Raw genomic sequence first — 19,171 nt, forward strand, 5'->3', positions numbered from 1 at the left:
CGCTGCGGCCAGCACAGCGAGACCCGCGACCAGCTTGCCCGGCCGGAAATCATGCCGGAGTTCACGACGCGGCACGGGTCACCTCCACCTGTCCGATGCCCACTTCGAGATCTAGATCCAGTGTGCCGGTCGGCTTCGCGCCGGCGGGCGCGGGCAGTGTCTGCCGCCGGTCCTGATCGGGTGAGACGTCGATGTCGTTCGCCGCGTCGTCGGGCAGACGGATATCGCCGAGGCCCGCCTGGGCCCGCAGCTTCACCGTCGCGTTCTTCGGTACGACCACCTTGAGCTGACCCGCCGCGACTTCGGCCCTCGTCGACACCGTCCGACCCGCGGGGACGGCGAGAGAGGACAGGTCGAGCGTCGCGACTCCCGAGCCGAGCTCGTAGCTCGGCTGGACGGCGGCGACCGAGGCCGGCTTCCACTGCGTACGTATCCACTCGGTGGTGATGTCCTTGGGCAGCGCCGCGGCTCCCGCCAGCAGTGCCGCTGTGAGCACCGTCAGCATGATCGTTCCGAAGCCGGTTCGGCCGAGCAGCGAGCTGACCAGCAGACCCATCCCGAATACCGCCAGCGCGCAGACGAGCCCGATCTGCAGGCTCGTGCCCAGCGGCTGGCTGTCCCAGCTGGTCCCGGTGCCGAGCCCGCCCGCGAGGAGCGCGAGAAGGAAGACGGTGCCGCCGATTCCGCGCGGCCCGCGCGCATACGCGGGAGCTGCGTTCGGCCGGAGCCGGCGCGGCGCCCCGGTCTCCGCCACCGCGCTCTCCGGACCCCACAGATAGCCGGTGGGCACCAGCCCTGTCGTGCCGTCCTTGACGATCGGGTCGCGCCACCACGAGGGCCTGTCGGGCACCGGCGGCGCCTTCGTCTCGGGCGGCGCCTCGGCCACCGCATGCGCCGTCGCCGCATCCAGCGGTACACCGTCGGGCGCGGTGAGACGGCGGCGCTGCGACCACACGGCGGCGCCCGCGACCGCGAGGGAAAGCAGCGCGGCGAAAGCGAGCGTCCCGCCGTTGCTCAGCATGGAGAGGAACACCCCGCAGCCGATGAGAGCGAGGAGTACGGCGGTGAGGGAAGCACCGTCGACCCGGCCGGACAGCAGCCGGCGCGCCTCGTTCTCCTCCTCGTCCTCGAACGGGATCAGCAGCCAGGCGAAGCCGTAGAAGATCAGGCCGATGCCGCCGGTCACGGAGAGCACACCGATGACGATCCGGAATATCACCGGGTCGATGTCGCAGTACCGGCCGAGCCCGCCGCAGACACCGGCCACGACTTTCTGGCGGGGCGTGCGGCGCAACTGCTGCACCTCGGGCGGCGCCGGAGCGGGCTGCGCCTCCGGCTGCGCGTCGTGCGGCGCCGCCGGCGGTGGGGTCGGCTGATTCATACGTACATGGTGACGGGCGCCGCGCTGTGATGGCACCCGCGCCGACCCTGGCCCTTCCCTGATATCGCACCCGGCTTTCAGGGTCGGTTTAAGGGACGACCCTGATACCGCGCCCTGTCCTTACATGTGACGATCGGGGCATGCCAGTCGCCACGCCCCGACCCGCCGGTCCCTCCCGCGCCCCCGTGCCGGAGGAGCAGCCGATGCGCAAGCTGTATCGCAGCGCCGACGGCCGGATGCTCGGCGGCGTGGCGCGCGGGCTGGCCGGTCATCTGGGGCTGCCGGTCATCTGGGTACGACTCGTCTTCCTCGGCCTCTTCATGGCCGACGGCCTCGGTGTGCTGCTGTACGCCGTCTTCTGGATCGTCGTACCCCTCGGCGTCGGCGGCAGGACCGCAGAGCCGCGCTCCGTCTTCGAGACCACGCCCGACGGCCGCCGTCGGCTGCGCAAGCCCGACAAGGGCCAGCTCTTCGCGATGGTCGCGCTGCTGGTCGGCGCCGCGGTCTTCGCCGGCAATGTCGAGACGGGCAGCAGCGCCAACCGCTATGTCTGGCCGATACTGCTGATCGGCGCCGGTGTGGTGCTGGTGTGGCGCCAGGCGGACAACGCCCGCCGCGCCCGCTGGGCCACACTGTCGACGGACAGCCGACGCCGTCGGCTGCTGCAGCTGGGCCGGGCGCTCGCCGGTGTGGCGCTGGTCGGCATGGGCCTGACCGTCTTCATGGTGGTCCGCGGCTCGGCGGCCCAGCTCGGCAACGTACTGACCGCCGCGATCGCCGTCATCGCCGGTGTCGCTCTGCTCGCGGGGCCGTGGCTGGTACGGATGACGCAGGACCTCTCGGAGGAACGGACCATGCGCATCCGGGCCCAGGAGCGTGCCGAAGTCGCAGCCCACGTCCATGACTCCGTACTGCACACCCTCACCCTGATACAGCGGAACGCCGACGACGGCGGCGAAGTGCGCCGTCTCGCCCGCGCTCAGGAGCGCGAGCTGCGGAACTGGCTCTACAAGCCGGAGGGGACGGGCAAGGACGAGGACGAGGAGCCGGACACGCTCGCCGAGGCGGTGAAGAAGGCCGCCGCCGAGGTGGAGGACAAGCACGGGGTCCCGCTGGAGGTCGTGGTCGTAGGCGACTGCCCGCTCGACGAGAAACTGTCCGCACAGATGCAGGCCGCGCGTGAGGCGATGGTCAATGCGGCCAAGTACGGTGGCGAGGGGGGCGCGGTCCAGGTCTACGCGGAGGTCGAGGGCCGTACGGTCTTCGTGTCCGTACGGGACAGGGGACCGGGATTCGATCCGGATTCGGTGCCCCAGGACCGGATGGGCGTAAGAGAATCGATCATCGGCCGGATGCAGCGCCACGGCGGAACGGCGCGACTGCGCTCGGTTCCCGACGGGGGCACCGAGGTCGAGCTGGAGATGGAGAGGGCGGGCGAATGACCGAGACCGAGACTGCTGGAGAGACCACCGAGCGGCGTGTACGGGTCGTGCTCGTCGACGACCACCGGATGTTCCGTACCGGAGTGCAGGCCGAGATCGGCCAGACCGACCGCACCGGCGTCGAGGTGGTCGGCGAGGCCGCCGACGTCGACCAGGCACTCACCGTGATCACGGCGACCCGTCCCGAGGTCGTCCTGCTGGATGTGCATCTGCCGGGCGGCGGCGGGGTGGAAGTGCTGCGCCGCTGCGCCTCGCTGATGGCGGCCGCGGAGCATCCCGTACGGTTCCTGGCGCTGTCCGTGTCCGACGCGGCCGAGGATGTGATCGGGGTGATCCGGGGCGGGGCTCGCGGCTATGTCACCAAGACGATCACGGGCACGGATCTGGTCGACTCGATCTTCCGGGTGCAGGAGGGCGACGCGGTCTTCTCGCCGCGGCTCGCGGGTTTCGTGCTCGACGCGTTCGCCTCGACGGACGCACCGCCGGTGGACGAGGACCTCGATCGGCTCACTCAGCGGGAACGGGAAGTCCTGCGGCTGATCGCGCGGGGTTACGCGTACAAGGAAATCGCGAAGCAGCTGTTCATCTCGGTGAAGACGGTGGAGTCGCATGTGTCGGCGGTCCTGAGGAAGCTTCAGCTCTCGAATCGGCACGAACTGACCCGATGGGCGACCGCCCGACGTCTCGTCTAGTCTCCGTTGTGAGGTAACTGGTACATAGGCGGGCAACCAGTTGCGCCCAGTTCACCTCTTGTTTTGCGTGATGAATTTGACGGGGCACACCTTCTTCTTGATCACGATCGTCCTGGTCGTGATCGCCGTCCTGCTGCCGCTGCTGCTGTGGAGCCGGCTGCGCGGTCCCGCTGTGGTGCGGGGCGCCGGGCGGTTGCTCATGGTGCTCTTCGCACAGGCCACCGCCGTGCTCGTGGTCTTCGTGGCAGTGAACAACGCCAACGGTCTCTACGACAGCTGGGACGATCTGCTCGGCACGACCGACCATGTCGACTCGGCGATCGACCTCGGACCGAGCGGCACCGGCGGCAGGCAGATCTCCTCGCTGCCCAAGGTTCCGCTGAAGTTCGAGAAGGTCGACGACCCTCAGCTCGGCAGCGGCTTGCTGCGCACCTCGCTCAAGGGCTCCATATCGGGAGTGTCGGGCGAGGTGTATGTCTGGCTGCCGCCGCAGTACAACGATCCCGCGTACCGCAACAAGAAGTTCCCGGCCGTCGAGGTGCTCTCCGGCTTCCCAGGTACGTCGAAGAGCTGGTTCAAGGCACTGAAGTTCCAGGACAAGGTCCAGCCGCTGATCGAGTCGGGCAAGGTCGCGCCCTTCATCCTGGTCTCGCCGCGGACCATGCTGCTCGGCAAGTCCGACGCCGGGTACGCGAACATACCGGGCGAGGTCAACGCGGACAGCTGGCTGACCGTCGACGTACGCAAGGTGGTCACCGACAACTTCCGGGTCTCCCCGAACCCGGAGAGCTGGGCCATCGCCGGCTACTCGGCGGGCGGGCACGGCGCCGCCAAACTGGCCCTGGCCCACCCCGACCGCTTCAGCGCCGCCGTCAGCTTCTCCGGGTACAACGATCCGGCCGTCGAGCGCGGCTCGCTGACGGGCGCGGACCCGAAGCTGCGGCACGAGAACGACGTTCTGAACATCCTGAAGTCGGCGAAGAAGCCGCCGCGTGTGTCGCTGCTGGCGATGGGCGAGGGCGCGGACGGCTATGAGCCAGGGCTCGCGCTGAGGCGTGTGGCCAAGCCGCCGACGCAGGTGGATGTACGGCAGACGTGGGGCGGGCATCTGCCGGTGGTGTGGAGCAGGGAGCTGCCTTACGCGTTCGAGTGGCTGACGCGGCAGATGCAGCTGCAGCACCGGGGCGGCGTGGACGCCGGGGCGCCTCGGGGCGGCGGAGGGCCCAGCGTTGGCGGGGTGTCCCATGAAGCCCAGGACGGTCAGGCGCCCGACAACGGCCAGGCGGCAGCCGGTGGCGGCCTGCTGGAGTGACAGCGGTGGCCCGTTGGGAATGACAGCGGTGGCCTGCTGACGTGACAGCGGTGACCCCGCCGGAGTGACAGCGGTGGCCTGTTGGGAATGACAGCGGTGGCCTACTGGAGTGACATATCGGTCTTGTCGCCGACCCGCCGGTAGCCGATCCCCGCGTAGATCCGCTCGATGTCCGCGTCGCCCGGCTCCAGCCAGACGATGCGGCAGCCCCGGTCGAAGGCGGTGGCCGTCAGATACGCGGACAGGGCCGCGCCGATTCCTCGGCGGCGGTGCGAGGAGGCGACCGCCAGGCCGCACAGCTCGCTCAGTCCGTCGGCCGGGACGGAGCAGCCGCCCGCGGCCACCGGTGTGCCGTCCTTGTCGTCCGTGGCGAGGCCTGCGACTCCGCCGCCCTCGTTGGCCCCGCGCAGCCACGCGATTTCGCCGTCGGTCGGGTCGCCCGACTCGCCGTACGCGAGATGCTGCACGCCCGCCGCGGCGGTGTACCCGGCCTCGTCGGAGGGCTCGGTGAGGCTGACTCCGTCGACCGGCGCCGGGGCTATGAGGGATTCGGGCGTGCAGGCCAGCAGTGGTGCGCGGCGCTCGACCGTGAAGCCGGCCGCGAGCAGAGCGGGCTCGACCTCGGGCGCGCACGACGGCAGGAACTCCAGGCGTGGCTGCCGGTCGCGCTCGCGGAAGACGGCGATCAGAGCGTTGACCTCTTCGGTGGTCGGCTCCGCGCCATGGTCGGGGATGGCGTAATTGGCCGGTGGGATCGCCCAGTTGGGGTTGTAGCGCACGGTGAAGGGGCCGACGCGGACGTGATCGGACGAGCGGAGCGTGAGCGTGCGTACGTAGTTCTGGACATCGACGTCCACGGGGGCTCCTGCCGCGATCGGGATCTTGGGACGCCGGGGATGGTGTCACTTCCGTGCGCGGCCGGGCAACCGGTTTGCGAGCGGCTCGCGGTCCCTCCGGTGGCGCGGGCTCTGCGGCGGCTACACGGGGCGGGCGGCACCCGCGAAGGGCATCTGGTCGATGGGCGCGACGCGGACGGGGGCGCCCGGACGGGGTGCGTGGATCATCTGGCCGCCGCCGATGTAGAGGCCGACATGGGAGATGCCTGAGTAGAAGAACACCAGGTCGCCAGGGGCGAGTTGAGAGAGGGACACGCGTTCGCCGGTGTTGATCTGGGTGTAGGTGGTGCGGGGCAGCGAGACGCCGGCGGAGCGCCAGGCGGCCTGTGTGAGACCGGAGCAGTCGTACGAACCCGGGCCCGTCGCACCCCATACGTAGGGCTTGCCGAGTGCTCCGTACGCGTACGCGACGGCTTGTGCGGCACGGGAATTGGGGGCCCGGAGCGAGCCGCGCGGGACGGCGGAGCGGTCGGCGCGGGCATCCGTCGCTCCGCCCGTACCGCCGTAGGCGGAGTTGTACGCCGCGCGCTGCTCGGCGGTCATCCGGGTCAGCAGACGCTCGGCGGCGGCGAGCTTCTCCCGGACGGTGGACTTGTGCTTCGCCAACTCGGTCTGCCGGGCCTCGAGAGCTCTCATCCGCTCGTCGGCCCGCGCCTTCAACCGCGCGATCTCCACCAGCTGTTGGTGTACGCCGGTGATCGCGTCCGCGTGCCGCTCGCCGACCCGCTCGGCGAGCGCGGCGCGCTCCAGATACTGGTCGGGGTCGGAAGTGAGCGCGAGCTGCAGGCCGGGGTCGATACCGCCGGCGCGGTACTGGGCGGTGGCGATCGAACCGAGCGCGTTCCGTGAGGTGTTGAGCCGCTGGGTCCGGCGCCCGGCCTCGTCGCGCAGCGAGTCCAGTGACTCGCGCGCTCTGGCGGTCTGCTCCTTGGCCTCGTTGTACTTCTCGGTGGCGGCCTCCGCCTCCTGGTACAGCTTGTCGACCTTGGCCTTGATCTGTGCGGGGCTGAGGCGGGGCTCGGCGTGCCCGGCGCCTTCGAATGCGGTGGCGGTCGCTGCGCCGGCGAGCGCGAGAGTGGCGGCGGTACGGGCGGCGGGCCCGGTGAGCGGATGCTGCTTGGGTTTCCGGTGCGCTGCCACGAGGGCGTCCACGTCCTTCCGTTCCCTGCCGGTCCGAGTCGGAGTCCGACGGCGGACCGCACAGGGGGAGCGGCCCGCCGCCGGATCTCTCGGCGGTGGTGACTGACGGCCGCCCGGGAACTCGGCGGCGGTGGGGAGTCGGTCACCTGAGGGAGGACGCTAAACCTGGGGGTCACGGGAAAGAGGCGTAAGGACCGATGTTGGCCAAAGGTGGACATGAGGGTGCGCCTTGTGAGAGCCCTGCCCATGGTGCCGGACCGCAATTCCGTACCGGAGTGACCGATGAGGCGAACGAGGCCCACCTGCCCGGAGAGCGGTGGTATGGGGGCGGCTAGGCTCCGCCTCATGGACGTACTCATCAATGTCTTCGTCGCCCTGCACATCATCGGCATCGCGTCGCTGCTCGGCGGCTTCCTCACTCAGATGAAGGCGATGGGCGCGGGAGAGGCACGCTTCATTCCGGCGATGCTGCACGGCGCGCTGACGATGCTGGTCACGGGCGTGGCGCTGGTGGGCCTCAACCAGGCGGACGACCAGGCGGTGAACAACCTCAAGATCGGCATCAAGCTGGCGGTGCTGATCGTGATCCTGGGCCTGGTGTATGTGAAGCGGGACGAGGAGAAGGTGGAGAAGGCGCTGTTCGGGGCGGTGGGCGGACTGACGGTCGCGAACATCTTCATCGCCACGCTCTGGACGTGAGAACGCCGCTCCCGATGTGAGAGCGGCGTTCTCCGTACGTGGCACGTCTTCCGTACGTGGTCTTCCGTACGTGGCCTTCCGTGCTGGGAACGCCCGGGCGCGGTCGGGTCCGGGCGTTCCCCTTGTTCGCTGTGCCAGTTGTTCCGCTATGCCGGACGCACGCTGCCGTAGATCGGCATGTAGTAGATCGACTCCTCGCGGACGTTCGCGCCGGGCTTGGGCGCGTGGATCATCTTGCCGTCGCCGATGTAGATGCCGACGTGGCTGATGTCGTCGTAGAAGAAGACCAGGTCGCCCGGGAGCAGATCCTGTGTCGCGATCCGCTTGCCGACCTTCACCTGGTCCCAGGTGGTGCGCGGCAGATCCACGCCGGCCGCCTTCCAGGCGGCCTGGGTCAGTCCCGAGCAGTCGTACGAGCTCGGCCCCGTGGCGCCCCAGACGTACGGCTTGCCCATCTGCGAGCGGGCGAACGAGAGGACCTTGTCGGCCTTGGCCGCGTACGCACCACCGCTGGAGCCGGTGCCTGTACCCGTACCTGTGCTGGTGTCGCCGCCCGGCTGCTGCGCCTGCTCCCGGCGCTTGCGCTCCGCCTCCGCGTCGGCCCGGGCCTTCGCCTCCTCCTTGGCCTTGGCCTCGGCCTTGCGGCGCGCCACTTCCTCCTTCTCGCGCTCGATCGCCGCGAGCCGCGCCTTCTCCTCGGCGGTCAGCTTCGACAGCAGCGAACGCGCCTCGCTCAGCTTCGCCTGGACTTCCTGCTTGCTGGTGCGCAGCGCCTTCTGGGAGTCCGTGAGCGACTCGAGGCTCTTCGTCGCCTCCGCGCGTTGCTTGGCGGCTGCGGCCCGCTGGGTCTCGTAGTCGTCGATGACGGTGCGCTGACGGTCGGTCATCCGGTCCATCAGCTGTGTCTGGTCGAAGTACGCCTGCGGGCTGTCCGCGAGCAGCAGGGCGGCGGTCGGGGTGACCGCGCCCGTGCGGTACTGCGCGGCCGCGTAGTTGCCGAGCGTGCGCCGGGACTCGTTCAGCTTGTCCGTGCGCTTCGCGGCGTCGTCGAGCAGCTGGTCGACCTCGCGCCGCTTCTCGTCGGTGGATTCCTTGGCCTTGTTGTACTTCTCGGTCGCGGTGCCGGCCTGCCGGTACAGGTCGTCGACCTTCTTCTGCACCTCTTCGACGGAGGGCTTCGGCTCGGTGGGCGCGGCGTTGGCGCTCTGCGTGGACAGCAGGGTGACGGAGGCGAGGGCAGCCGTCGTGAACCCGACGGCGGGGGAGTTGGTGCGTAGTCCTGCCATTCCGGCAATTCCGGTACGGGTACGCGGTTTGCGATGCGACGCCAAGGCCGGCATCTCCTTCTTCCGTGGACCGCCTACCGGGTTAGCTGTCGGGTTCGGGCGGAACGGAAGGTCGCCCTACGGACCGAGGGGGGAACGGTCCGATTCACCCCAGGTTGTGCATGGTGGGTCCCCGGCTCCGAACTCCCGTGAAGAGAGCTCGAATTCGGCGCAGGCCGCCCGATTCGGCGCGAGTCGCCAGGGGGGTACGGGCCGCCTGATCGAGCACGCTAGCCAACTCGTGTGGTTGCTGTGAAGGTTGATGTTCGATATGTCCGATACATTTTCGTGACCTTCGCGGCTGAGTGAGGAGTCGCTCACGGGCCGGTGCCGCGTGACAGCGCAGCGGAGCGGCCTGATCGCGTAGCGTCGTCGGGCTCGTCGTCGGTCTCGTCACCCGAGTCGCTGCCCGAGTCGTGCCGGAGCCGCTCTCGGAGTCGTATCGCAATGCGGCCGCGGGCTGTCAGTGCGGCGGCCTAGACTCGTAGAGCGATGAGCAGCCTCTTTGACGACAGCTTCCTGGCGGACCTCCAGCCCAGCGCGGAGCAGCACCCGCCACCGCCCGAGGACTCGGCCCCGGAGGAGATCCCGGACGATCTCTTCCAGGGTGCATTTGACGTGCCTCCGGCCAGGGACCCGTACTACCGCGACGGCGCCCCGCGCACCGTCGTGGACCCCGCCGCCCTGCTCGAGGGGCTGAACGAGCAGCAGCGTGCCGCCGTTGTGCACACCGGGTCGCCGCTGCTCATCGTGGCCGGCGCCGGGTCCGGCAAGACCCGGGTGCTGACCCACCGGATCGCGCATCTGCTGGGGACCCGCAGCGTGCACCCCGGCCAGATACTGGCGATCACCTTCACCAACAAGGCCGCCGGCGAGATGAAGGACCGCGTCGAGCAGCTCGTCGGGCCGCGCGCAAACGCCATGTGGGTCATGACCTTCCACAGCGCGTGCGTCCGCATCCTGCGCCGGGAGTCCAAGAAGCTCGGCTTCACCTCGTCGTTCTCGATCTACGACGCCGCCGACTCCAAGCGACTGATGGCACTGGTCTGCCGCGATCTGGACCTCGACCCCAAGAAGTTCCCGCCGAAGTCCTTCAGCGCGAAGATCTCGAATCTGAAGAACGAGCTGATCGACGAGGAGACCTTCGCCGACCAGGCCGTCGACGGTTTCGAGAAGACGCTCGCCGAGGCCTACCGCATGTACCAGGCGAGGCTGCGCGAGGCCAATGCCCTGGACTTCGACGACATCATCATGACCACCGTCCACCTCCTCCAGGCCTTCCCGGACGTCGCCGAGCACTACCAGCGGCGCTTCCGGCACGTCCTGGTGGACGAGTACCAGGACACCAACCACGCTCAGTACACGCTCGTACGCGAGCTGGTGGGGACGGGCTACGAGGACCTGCCTCCGGCCGAGCTCTGCGTGGTCGGCGACGCCGACCAGTCGATCTACGCCTTCCGCGGCGCGACCATCCGTAACATCCTCCAGTTCGAGGAGGACTACCCGGACGCGACGACGATCCTGCTCGAGCAGAACTACCGCTCGACGCAGACGATCCTCTCCGCCGCCAACGCCGTCATCGAGCGGAACGAAAGCCGCCGGCCCAAGAACCTCTGGACCAACGCCGGCGCCGGCGCGCAGATCACGGGCTATGTCGCGGACACCGAGCACGACGAGGCGCAGTTCGTTGCCGACGAGATCGACCGGCTGACGGACGCGGGCGACGCGAAGGCCGGCGACGTCGCCGTCTTCTACCGTACGAACGCCCAGTCCCGTGTCTTCGAAGAGATCTTCATCCGGGTCGGGCTGCCGTACAAGGTCGTCGGCGGAGTGCGCTTCTACGAGCGCAAGGAGGTCCGGGACGTCCTCGCGTATCTGCGGGTCCTCGCCAACCCCGAGGACAATGTCCCGCTGCGCCGGATCCTCAACGTCCCCAAGCGGGGTATCGGCGACCGCGCGGAGGCGATGATCGACGCGCTCGCGCTGCGCGAGAAGATCACTTTCCCGCAGGCGCTGCGCCGTGTGGACGAGGCGTACGGCATGGCGGCCCGCTCCGCCAACGCCGTGAAGCGCTTCAACGTGCTCATGGAGGAGCTGCGTACGGTCGTCGACTCGGGCGCGGGTCCGGCGGTGGTGCTGGAGGCCGTCCTCGAGCGGACCGGATATCTCGCCGAGCTGCAGGCATCCACCGACCCGCAGGACGAGACCCGTATCGAGAACCTTCAGGAACTGGCCGCCGTGGCGCTCGAGTTCGAGCAGGAGCGCGGCGAGGAGGACGGTGCGGGCACGCTCGCAGAGTTCTTGGAGAAGGTGGCGCTCGTCGCCGACTCCGACCAGATCCCGGACGAGGACGAGGATGGATCCGGTGTCATCACGCTGATGACGCTGCACACCGCCAAGGGCCTGGAATTCCCTGTGGTGTTCCTGACCGGCATGGAGGACGGCGTCTTCCCGCATATGCGTGCCCTCGGCCAGGCGAAGGAGCTGGAGGAGGAGCGGCGGCTGGCGTACGTCGGCATCACGCGCGCCCGCGAGCGCCTCTATCTGACGCGGTCGTCGATGCGCAGTGCGTGGGGTCAGCCCTCGTACAACCCGCCGTCGCGGTTCCTGGAGGAGATCCCGGGCCGCCACCTGGAGTGGAAGCGGACGGGCCCGATGGCCGCGCCCGCCGGTCCGACGTCCGGCATCGCCTCGTCGCTGTCGTCGTCGCGCTCACGGTCGGGCGGTGGTGCTTCGGGATTCGCCACGCGGCGTACGAGCGACAAGCCGGTGATCGCGCTGGTCGTCGGCGACAGGGTCACGCACGACCAGTTCGGTCTGGGGACCGTGGTGGAGGTGACGGGGTCGGGGGCGGACGCACAGGCGACGATCGATTTCGGGGACACCAAGCCGAAGCGGCTGCTGCTGCGGTACGCGCCGGTCGAGAAGCTGTAGCGGGCTTCGTCGCTTCGTCGTTACGTCGCTTCGGCGGGTCGTCGCTGCGGCGGGTTGTCGTTACGCCGCTTGGTCGTTACGTCGGGTCGAGGCCGTGGCTGCGAAGCCACGGCAGCGGGTCGATCGCCGAGCCGCCGCCTGGCCGGACCTCGAAGTGGAGGTGCGGTCCGGTGGAGTTGCCGGAGTTGCCCGAGTACGCGATGACGTCACCGGCCTTGATCGAACCGGAGCGGATCTTGGTGCTGCTGAGGTGGCAGTACCAGGTCTCGGTGCCGTCGGGCGCGGTCACGATGGCCATGTTGCCGTAGGCGCTGTTCCACTGCGTACGGACGGTCCCGTCGGTCGCGGCCATCACCTCGGTGCCGTACGACACCGGGAAGTCGATGCCGGTGTGCACGGACATCCAGTTGACGCCGGCCTGGCCGTAGTACGCGCTCAGGCCCTGCTGTTTCACCGGCAGTACGAACTTGGGGCGCATGGCCTCGCGGCGCTTCGCCTCTTCCTCGCGCTTTTTCTTCTCCGCCTCCTGGCGCGCCTTGAGATCGAGGCGTTCCTGGGTGCGCGACGCACGGTCGCCGAAGTCGCGGGCGTCGGCGCTGAGAGCGGCGAGCTGCGTGTCCATCTTGTTGTTGGCGGCGACGGGTTTGACGGAGGCCGGATCGGCGGCCGCCAGGCTGGTCGTGTCGTCCTTGGTGTTGCTGCCGCTGTCGGCGAGGCCACCGACGGAGGCGGCGGCGATACCGGCGACGCCCATCACACAGGCGGAGGGCACGGCGACGGTGAGGAGGGCCGAGCGCTTGGCGGGGGTGCGGCGACGGCCTCGGCTTCCGCCGGAACGGCGGACGGGGCGGGGCGTGACGGGTGTGACGGGGGTGATGGCTGACGGCTCGAACTCGGCCTCAGCCTCGGAGTCGAGGTCGGAGTCGTGGTCGAGTTCGGCTGCGGGCTCGGCTTCGGTGTCGAACTCCCCCTCGAACCCGGCCTCAAACTCCGTCTCGAACTCGGTGTCGGTGTCGGTGTCGAAGTCGGGCTGAGGCTCCGGCTGGAAGTGGGCCTCGGTCTGGAAGTCCGGCTGGTGCTGGGTCGTGTACTCGGCCGGGTTCTCGTAGCCGGTCTCGTACCCGGTGTCGACCGTGAACTCGGGTGCGGGGCTGAACTCCTGCTCCGGCGTGAACTGTCGCGGTACGAAGGCCTCCGCGCCCGTGTTCCAGGCGGTGGCGTCGTATGTGCCGGTGTCGAAGGCGGGCGCCGCCCACTGGCCGGTCGCGTCGTAAGCAAAGGTGGCCGCGGCGGTCTCGTACTGACCGGTCTGCGCGGTCTGGTTCCAGGCGCTGGCGTCCCACTGGCCTGTGGCGTCCCACTGGCCTGTGGTGTCGTACTGACCCGTCGTGTCGTACTGACCCGTGTTGTTGTACTGACCGGTGGTGTCGTGCAGGCCGGTCGTGTCCCATTGGCCCGTGTTGTCCCACTGACCTGTGGTGTCGTACTGACCTGTCGCGTCGTACTGCGGGAATTGCTGCGTCTGCTGAGGCTGTTGGGCCTGCTGCGTGGCGTAGACGTCGTAACCGGGGGCCTGGTGAGACCCGGTGTCCCATTGGCTGCTGTCGTACTGACCGCTGTGGTTCGCCTCGTGGCTGCCCGGAAGGGCGCCGAAGAGGGGGTCGGCGTCGTAGCCGCCAGTGGAGTACCCGTCGTGTCCGACGTACCCGGCGTGGGCGTGCTGGTCGTTCACCAACTTCTCTCTCGCCTCGGCAGCAGGACCTGGGTTCCGGGGCCCGGGAGAGCGGGGAGCCCCAGAGGGAAAGCAGTGGCGCGACTGTACCCGGCGGTATGCGACGGCGACAATCTTCCGCAGGTTTTAGGCAATCAGGAAACGGGCATTCGGCCGTGTTTCGGGGAACTGTGGGCACAGCTTTGGCCCTACGTTCGAAATGTGTTCGACGTGCGGTTACCTGGTCGGACGCTGAATCGGGCGCCGAATCAGGCGACCGAGACGGCTCCCGAGGTGCCTGCCTCCGACTCGCTCGATTCGAGCGCCTGGCGGATGCCGGTCGCGACGGCGGAGTGGACCGGCAGGGCGAGATGTCCGATTCCGCTTACGCGCACGTTCTGCGCGATGAGGTCCGGATGGTCGATGCAGGCCGTCTCGACCGGGACCATTATCTGGTCGAGGTCACTCCAGAAGCTGACGAAACGGGTACGGCATCCGGGTGCGGGCGCGCGCAGCGCCTCGATCACGGCGGATCCCGGACGCATCTGGCGAACTATGGGATGTGCGCTCGCGAGCGGGGCGACGGCGGTGCCCGAGTGCGGGGTGCCGAGCGTGACCAGGGTGCGTACCCGCTGGTCGCCGCCGAGGCGCTGTACGTAGTAGCGGGCGATCAGACCGCCGAGGCTGTGCCCGACGATGTCGACCTCGCGATGCCCCGTACGCGCGCAGATCTCCTCTATGTGCCGGCCGAGCAGATCGGCGGCGGCGCGGATGTCGCATGTCAGAGGGGAGTAGTTGAGGCACTCGAGATGGTGCCAGCCGTGCCGGGCGAGGGAGCGGCGGAGCAGAACGAAGACGGAGCGGTTGTCGACGAAACCGTGGAGCAGTACGGCGGGCGGGTGTGAGGGGCCTGCGGTGGTCGGCAGGGCCGCGGCCTGGGGCGGCAGCTCGGCGTTCCTCGGTCCGGGGTGGTCGGGGGTGCGGCGCTCCGGGGTGAGGCCGGAAGGGTAGAGGAGCAGATGCCCGGCGAGGATCGCCAGCTCGAGGGCGGTGGCCCGAAGCAGCGCGGCCGAGATTCTTAGGTGTCGCACGGGGCGCAGACACAGCGGAAAGAAGGGCAAGACCTTCATGGCCGACCTCCCGAATGGCACGCCGGAGACGGCTCTGTCCCCCGTTGTGCCCTCATGGGGCGCCGCTCAGGCTCTTTTACGGCTCTGTGCCCGTGCCGGGCCGGTGTCGGAGGGGTCGCAGCACCGTGCCGTGCGGCTGACGGCGCGGTGCTGCGACGACCCTGTAGCGGCTCCCCGTGCGACCGTTCCCGCTGCGGCTTGTGTGCCGCGTGATGCGGGTACGACGCATAGCGAACATGTCCCACGTGTGATTTCCCCCTCCCTATCCACCGTGAAACGGCGGGTTGCGGGATGCTGGAGATAACGTTCGTTCACTTTCCCGGACCTTGGTCGGTGCGGGACCCGTGCCCGTGGCGGCGCAGTCGGTATGTGGAGGCAGTGATGGGTGTGACTGGTCCGATCCGTGTGGTGGTGGCCAAGCCGGGTCTCGACGGCCACGATCGCGGGGCCAAGGTGATCGCGCGGGCGCTTCGCGACGCGGGTATGGAGGTCATCTACACCGGGCTCCACCAGACTCCTGAGCAGATCGTGGACACGGCGATCCAGGAGGACGCCGACGCGATCGGCCTGTCCATCCTGTCCGGGGCACACAACACGCTGTTCGCGAAGGTGATCGAGCTGTTGAAGGAGCGCGAGGCGGAGGACATCAAGGTGTTCGGCGGCGGCATCATCCCGGAGGCGGACATTGCTCCGCTGAAGGAGAAGGGCGTCGCGGAGATCTTCACGCCGGGAGCGACGACGGCGTCGATCGTCGACTGGGTCAACGCAAACGTCCGCCAGCCTGCGGGGGCGTGACGCCTCCGTCGCGTTGCCCGGGCCGGGGGGTGCGGGTGCTTGTTGCCCGGGCTTGGGGTGCGGGTTGCCTCCGGCGGGGGCGTCCGGTCTTGTCGGGTGCGGGCGCGCGTGTTGCCCGGGCTGCGGGGTGCGCGCTCTTGTCGGGTGCGGGCTCCGGTGCCCCTCCGGGCTCGACTCCTCGGGGTCGGCGGCGTACAGGGTCTTGGTGCGTGACCCCGGTTTTGCCGCCAATCCCCTGCGGGGCCGACCCTGCACGGCCCCTCCCCACCCGGACGAGACAAGACCACTCGCCGCGGGGGTACAGCGGTTCGCCGGAGGAAACCACCCACCGGACAGCAACCAGCAACGCCCCCGGCCCACCCCGGCCACATGACCGATCACTGACGGCACCTCCCCACCGGACGGGACAAGACCGCTCGCCGCGGGGGTACAGCGGTTCGCCGGAGGAAACCACCCACAGACAGCAACCGAACAACGCCCCCGGCCCACGCTCACCACGTGACCGAGCAACTGACGAAGCTGCCGCTCAGGGGTGTGGGGGCGTCAGCCCCCACGTAGTCCTTCCCCTGGCAGGGGGTGGGGTCTGGGGACTGGAGCCCCCAGTTTCAGGAAGGGGCGGGGTGGGGGAGCAAAAAGGCCCGCATCCCGAGCGTGACCGCGCCCCCACCCGCTCCCTACCCCGCCGGGCCCCGGAGCTCCGCCGTCATCGTCGCTCGCAGCCGCAGTGTCGAGACCAGGCGCTGGAACGCCTCCGACCAGTAACCACCCGCGCCCGGTGACGCGCCCTCCGGCTCGTCAGGCGTGGCCGTGAGTATCTCCAGGCGGCTCGCCTCCTCCGGGGCCAGGCAGCGTTCCGCCAGGCCCATCACTCCGCTGAAGCTCCAGGGGTAGCTCCCCGCGTCCCGCGCGATGTCGAGCGCGTCGACCACCGAACGGCCCAGCGGCTCCGACCACGGCACCCCGCAGACCCCCAGCAGCTGGAACGCCTCCGACAGGCCGTGCGCCGCGATGAACTCCGCCACCCAGCCCGCCCGTTCACCCGCCGGCAGCGTCGCGAGCAGCTTCGCCCGCTCGGCGAGTGACGTCGTGCCGGGGCCGGTCTCCGGCGGGGTGCCCGGTGCGCCGAGGAGGGCCCGGGACCACTCCGCGTCCCGCTGCCGTACCGCCGCCCGGCACCAGGCCGCGTGCAGCTCGTCGCCCCAGTCGTCGGCGACGGGCAGCGCGACGAGCTCATCGGCCGTACGCCCGCCGAGCCGCCCCGGCCAGGTGGCCAGTGGCGCCGCCTCCACCAACTGGCCCAGCCACCAGGACCGTTCGCCCCGTCCCGACGGCGGACTCGGCACCACACCGTCGCGCTGCATACCGGCATCACACTCGTGCGGCGCCTCCACCACTATCGCCGCATCGGCTCCGTCACCACTGCGGTCGAGGCTGATGCACGACGCCGCCCGCGCCGCCATCCGCCCGGCGAGCGCGGAGTGAGGCAGCGCCGAGAGCAACTCGGCGGCCGTGGAGCGGACATTGCGGCTGCGGTCGGACAGGGCCTTTTCCAGGAACGCCTCGTCCGCGTCGGACAGTCCCGTACGCAATGAGTCCAGGAACATCAGCCGATCCTCGGCGCGCTCCGTGGACCAGGTCGCGGCCAGCAGCGCCAGCGCCGTACCCGCGTCGTGCGCCCGTACGGCGGCCAGGAGCGCGACCCGCTCGGCGAACAGCCCTTCCTCCCAGAGGCTTTGGACGGCCTCCGCGTCACCAGTGTCCGGAAGCGTGGCGCCGCCGGACGCGCCGCGCAGCGCGAACTTCCACTCCGGGCTGAGCCGGGCGAGCCACAGCCCGCGCGGCCCGGCGAAGGTGAGGGCCTGCGGCCGCAGATCCGTACGCGCACGGGCCGCGTCGAGCAGCGCGGGCAGAACGGACGCCGGCGCCTGGTACTCGCGCTCGTTGGCCGCGGCCAGCCACTGGGGGAGCAGCTCGGTCAGATCCGGCGCCGTACCGCGCCGCCCCCCGGCGGACGGGGCGGACCGGTCTGCCAGCAGCTGGGCGAGCCGGCGCCGGGCGGGCGCGGGCAGCTGCGGGCGCGCGTCGTGCGGCGCGGGCTCGGGGAGGGCGGCGGCAGGTGCGGGCAGCAGCCCCGCCCTGCGCCGTACGGTCTGCAGGGCCGCGGCGTCCAGCAGCGCGGCCGGCGCGTCCTTCCCCGGCGTCGTGGCCTCGGCCGGCGGCGTACGGCGGTCGGTGCCGAGAAGAGCCGAGGTGACGAGCTCTTCCCAGAGTGAGGTGCTGGTGGTGCCAGTCATGGGTCCTCCGTACATTCAGATGAGCGGGACCGTCTCGGACCCGTCCTCGGACCAGGCGGCGAGCGGCGAGAAGCCCTGGTGGCCGCACTCGCCGAAGACGGTGACCGGTCCGCCTCCGGAGAGCGCCACAAGCTTCAACAGCCCGGAGCGGCCGAGCGCGGCGGGCGCGATGGGCAGCGCGGTCTCGCCGTCGGCGTCCGCCAGTTGCCACCCTGGGCTCGTCGGGACGGGTATGACGCCGCTCAGCGTCACCGGCCAGGAGTCCAGCCAGGGATCGTCCCGCAGCGCCTGCCCGTACGCATCGAGAGCCGCCCCGGTGCGCCCTCCCGGCGGCGGTGACGCGATCGCGACGGGCGCGCCGAACTGCTCGCCCAGGTCCGCCCGCAGCTGCCCCGCGCCCGCGTACGGAGTGAGTTCCGCGTCGATCATCAGCCCCACCGGAAGCGCCTGCTGCGGGGACCGGCCTGCCGCGCCGAAGGAGAGCAGCAGCGCCGTCCGCCCGGAATCCCGCCCGTACAGCCAGATACGGCGGGTGGTGATCTTGCCGTCCGAGGAGTCGTACTGGGCAAGGATCAGCCAGTGGTCCCGGACCGGCGGGCCCTCGGCGGGGGAGGTGAGGCCGACCCGGGTGCGGACCGTGGCGGCCAGTGGCTCCGGCAGCCGCTCGATGCCCAGCCAGGCCGCGTCCAGCAGATGGATCAGCGCGCACTCCTCCAGCAGCCGCACCGGCCAACCGGGCCCGGAGCCAGGAATGGCGCCCAACTCCCGCACCCGGCCTGCCAGTCCCGGCGCCTGCGCGTCGACCATGCGGGCCGCGGTCTCCTCCCACAGTCCGTACCCCGACTGCTCGGCCGCGGCCAGGCCGCCGCGCAGCAGATCCGCCAGCCGCTGCTCCAGCTCCGTCGCCCCCGCGGTGATCCGCCCCGCCCGGCGTTCGGCCCGGCGCCTGGCCGCTTCCGGGTCGGCGGTCTTCGCGGACTGTCCTGTGCCCGCGTCGCTCTGTTCCTTGTCCGTGGTGCGCTTTCGGCGCCCTTCCAGCCACTCCTCGGCCCAGTCCGGCGTCGTGGAGCCGCGTACGGCCTCCTCGTCCGCCGCCCAGAGCAGCAGCAGTCCCAGCGCGTGCTTGCACGGGAACTTCCGGCTCGGGCAACTGCACTTGTAGGCCGGGCCCGTGGTGTCGACGACTGTCTGGTACGGCTTGCTCCCGCTCCCCTTGCACAGGCCCCACACGGCTCCCGAGCCGCTGCTGCCCGCGCCGGACCACGTCCCTGCCGCGCCGAGTTTGTTTCCCGCTTTGCGTGACACGTCGTCAGGAGCCAGAGCCAGCACCTGTTCCGACGTCCAGCGCACCCCCTGCTGATTCATGGGTACGACGCTACGGGCCACCACTGACAATCGGCTCTGACCTGCGGAGACGGTC

The 19,171-nt window shown here is 70.1% G+C and carries 14 protein-coding genes and 1 riboswitch; of the genes, 6 read left to right on the top strand and 8 right to left on the bottom strand.

Annotated elements, in window-relative coordinates; all coding sequences use genetic code 11:
* Positions 1–61 precede the first annotated feature (61 nt).
* Positions 62–1,381 (bottom strand): PspC domain-containing protein, encoded by a 1,320-nt coding sequence (locus tag ACFYXH_RS01585; RefSeq protein WP_389559654.1) that lies wholly within the window; start codon positions 1,379–1,381, stop codon positions 62–64.
* A 140-nt stretch (positions 1,382–1,521) separates the two neighbouring features.
* Here ACFYXH_RS01585 and ACFYXH_RS01590 point away from each other — a divergent pair, with 140 nt between their 5' ends.
* The 3 genes from ACFYXH_RS01590 to ACFYXH_RS01600 all read left to right on the top strand — a co-directional run bounded on the left by ACFYXH_RS01590 (position 1,522) and on the right by ACFYXH_RS01600 (position 4,827).
* A complete protein-coding gene (locus ACFYXH_RS01590) occupies positions 1,522–2,823 on the top strand; it encodes a PspC domain-containing protein (protein ID WP_389559656.1) in 1,302 nt (433 codons plus the stop codon).
* Positions 2,820–3,515, top strand: a complete 696-nt coding sequence (locus ACFYXH_RS01595) for a LuxR C-terminal-related transcriptional regulator (RefSeq protein ID WP_389559658.1) — start codon at positions 2,820–2,822, stop codon at positions 3,513–3,515. Before ACFYXH_RS01590 ends, ACFYXH_RS01595 begins: the two co-directional genes overlap by 4 nt.
* 97 nt (positions 3,516–3,612) lie before the next feature.
* Positions 3,613–4,827: an alpha/beta hydrolase gene (locus tag ACFYXH_RS01600; RefSeq protein ID WP_389559660.1), complete on the top strand. Its 1,215-nt coding sequence runs from the start codon at positions 3,613–3,615 to the stop codon at positions 4,825–4,827.
* A 101-nt stretch (positions 4,828–4,928) separates the two neighbouring features.
* Here ACFYXH_RS01600 and ACFYXH_RS01605 read toward each other — a convergent pair whose 3' ends face one another.
* Both ACFYXH_RS01605 and ACFYXH_RS01610 read right to left on the bottom strand, forming a co-directional pair.
* Positions 4,929–5,684 (bottom strand): GNAT family N-acetyltransferase, encoded by a 756-nt coding sequence (locus tag ACFYXH_RS01605; RefSeq protein ID WP_389559662.1) that lies wholly within the window; start codon positions 5,682–5,684, stop codon positions 4,929–4,931.
* A gap of 120 nt (positions 5,685–5,804) precedes the next feature.
* A complete protein-coding gene (locus ACFYXH_RS01610) occupies positions 5,805–6,875 on the bottom strand; it encodes an NlpC/P60 family protein (protein WP_389559663.1) in 1,071 nt (356 codons plus the stop codon).
* 333 nt (positions 6,876–7,208) lie between these two features.
* Between ACFYXH_RS01610 and ACFYXH_RS01615 the strand changes: the two genes are divergently transcribed.
* On the top strand, positions 7,209–7,562 hold the full coding sequence (locus ACFYXH_RS01615; protein WP_389559665.1) for a hypothetical protein: 354 nt from the start codon (positions 7,209–7,211) through the stop codon (positions 7,560–7,562).
* Positions 7,563–7,708: 146 nt separating this feature from the next.
* On the opposite strand, the gene ACFYXH_RS01620 is transcribed toward ACFYXH_RS01615, so the two are convergent.
* On the bottom strand, positions 7,709–8,902 hold the full coding sequence (locus ACFYXH_RS01620) for an NlpC/P60 family protein (RefSeq protein ID WP_389559666.1): 1,194 nt from the start codon (positions 8,900–8,902) through the stop codon (positions 7,709–7,711).
* Between the two features lies 1 nt (position 8,903).
* Positions 8,904–9,069: riboswitch (cyclic di-AMP (ydaO/yuaA leader) on the bottom strand.
* A 310-nt stretch (positions 9,070–9,379) separates the two neighbouring features.
* Here ACFYXH_RS01620 and pcrA point away from each other — a divergent pair.
* On the top strand, positions 9,380–11,821 hold the full coding sequence (gene pcrA, locus ACFYXH_RS01625) for a DNA helicase PcrA (RefSeq protein WP_389559668.1): 2,442 nt from the start codon (positions 9,380–9,382) through the stop codon (positions 11,819–11,821).
* Between the two features lie 76 nt (positions 11,822–11,897).
* Here pcrA and ACFYXH_RS01630 read toward each other — a convergent pair whose 3' ends face one another.
* Positions 11,898–13,553 carry a peptidoglycan DD-metalloendopeptidase family protein gene (locus ACFYXH_RS01630; RefSeq protein ID WP_389559670.1) on the bottom strand — a complete coding sequence of 552 codons (1,656 nt, stop codon included), beginning with the start codon at positions 13,551–13,553 and terminating at the stop codon, positions 11,898–11,900.
* Positions 13,554–13,801: 248 nt separating this feature from the next.
* A complete protein-coding gene (locus tag ACFYXH_RS01635; RefSeq protein ID WP_389559672.1) occupies positions 13,802–14,662 on the bottom strand; it encodes an esterase/lipase family protein in 861 nt (286 codons plus the stop codon).
* Between the two features lie 381 nt (positions 14,663–15,043).
* Here ACFYXH_RS01635 and ACFYXH_RS01640 point away from each other — a divergent pair, with 381 nt between their 5' ends.
* Entirely contained in the window at positions 15,044–15,457 is a 414-nt protein-coding gene (locus tag ACFYXH_RS01640) for a cobalamin B12-binding domain-containing protein (RefSeq protein WP_327325560.1), read from the top strand.
* 674 nt (positions 15,458–16,131) lie between these two features.
* Here ACFYXH_RS01640 and ACFYXH_RS01645 read toward each other — a convergent pair.
* A complete protein-coding gene (locus tag ACFYXH_RS01645; RefSeq protein ID WP_389559675.1) occupies positions 16,132–17,751 on the bottom strand; it encodes a DUF5691 domain-containing protein in 1,620 nt (539 codons plus the stop codon).
* A gap of 15 nt (positions 17,752–17,766) precedes the next feature.
* Positions 17,767–19,116, bottom strand: a complete 1,350-nt coding sequence (locus tag ACFYXH_RS01650) for an SWIM zinc finger family protein (protein ID WP_389559677.1) — start codon at positions 19,114–19,116, stop codon at positions 17,767–17,769.
* Positions 19,117–19,171: the final 55 nt, after the last annotated feature.

Source organism: Streptomyces sp. NPDC002730, assembly GCF_042888805.1.
In the GTDB taxonomy this organism is placed as follows: Bacteria; Actinomycetota; Actinomycetes; order Streptomycetales; family Streptomycetaceae; genus Streptomyces.

What these genes read in the sequence shown, in the direction of transcription:
- pcrA (WP_389559668.1), top strand. Translation starts at nt 9,380, where the DNA reads ATGAGCAGCCTCTTTGACGACAGCTTCCTGGCGGACCTCCAGCCCAGC.
- ACFYXH_RS01650 (WP_389559677.1), bottom strand. Translation starts at nt 19,116, where the DNA reads ATGAATCAGCAGGGGGTGCGCTGGACGTCGGAACAGGTGCTGGCTCTG.
- ACFYXH_RS01635 (WP_389559672.1), bottom strand. Translation starts at nt 14,662, where the DNA reads ATGAAGGTCTTGCCCTTCTTTCCGCTGTGTCTGCGCCCCGTGCGACAC.
- ACFYXH_RS01595 (WP_389559658.1), top strand. Translation starts at nt 2,820, where the DNA reads ATGACCGAGACCGAGACTGCTGGAGAGACCACCGAGCGGCGTGTACGG.
- ACFYXH_RS01590 (WP_389559656.1), top strand. Translation starts at nt 1,522, where the DNA reads ATGCCAGTCGCCACGCCCCGACCCGCCGGTCCCTCCCGCGCCCCCGTG.
- ACFYXH_RS01585 (WP_389559654.1), bottom strand. Translation starts at nt 1,381, where the DNA reads ATGAATCAGCCGACCCCACCGCCGGCGGCGCCGCACGACGCGCAGCCG.
- ACFYXH_RS01615 (WP_389559665.1), top strand. Translation starts at nt 7,209, where the DNA reads ATGGACGTACTCATCAATGTCTTCGTCGCCCTGCACATCATCGGCATC.
- ACFYXH_RS01645 (WP_389559675.1), bottom strand. Translation starts at nt 17,751, where the DNA reads ATGACTGGCACCACCAGCACCTCACTCTGGGAAGAGCTCGTCACCTCG.
- ACFYXH_RS01640 (WP_327325560.1), top strand. Translation starts at nt 15,044, where the DNA reads ATGGGTGTGACTGGTCCGATCCGTGTGGTGGTGGCCAAGCCGGGTCTC.
- ACFYXH_RS01620 (WP_389559666.1), bottom strand. Translation starts at nt 8,902, where the DNA reads ATGCCGGCCTTGGCGTCGCATCGCAAACCGCGTACCCGTACCGGAATT.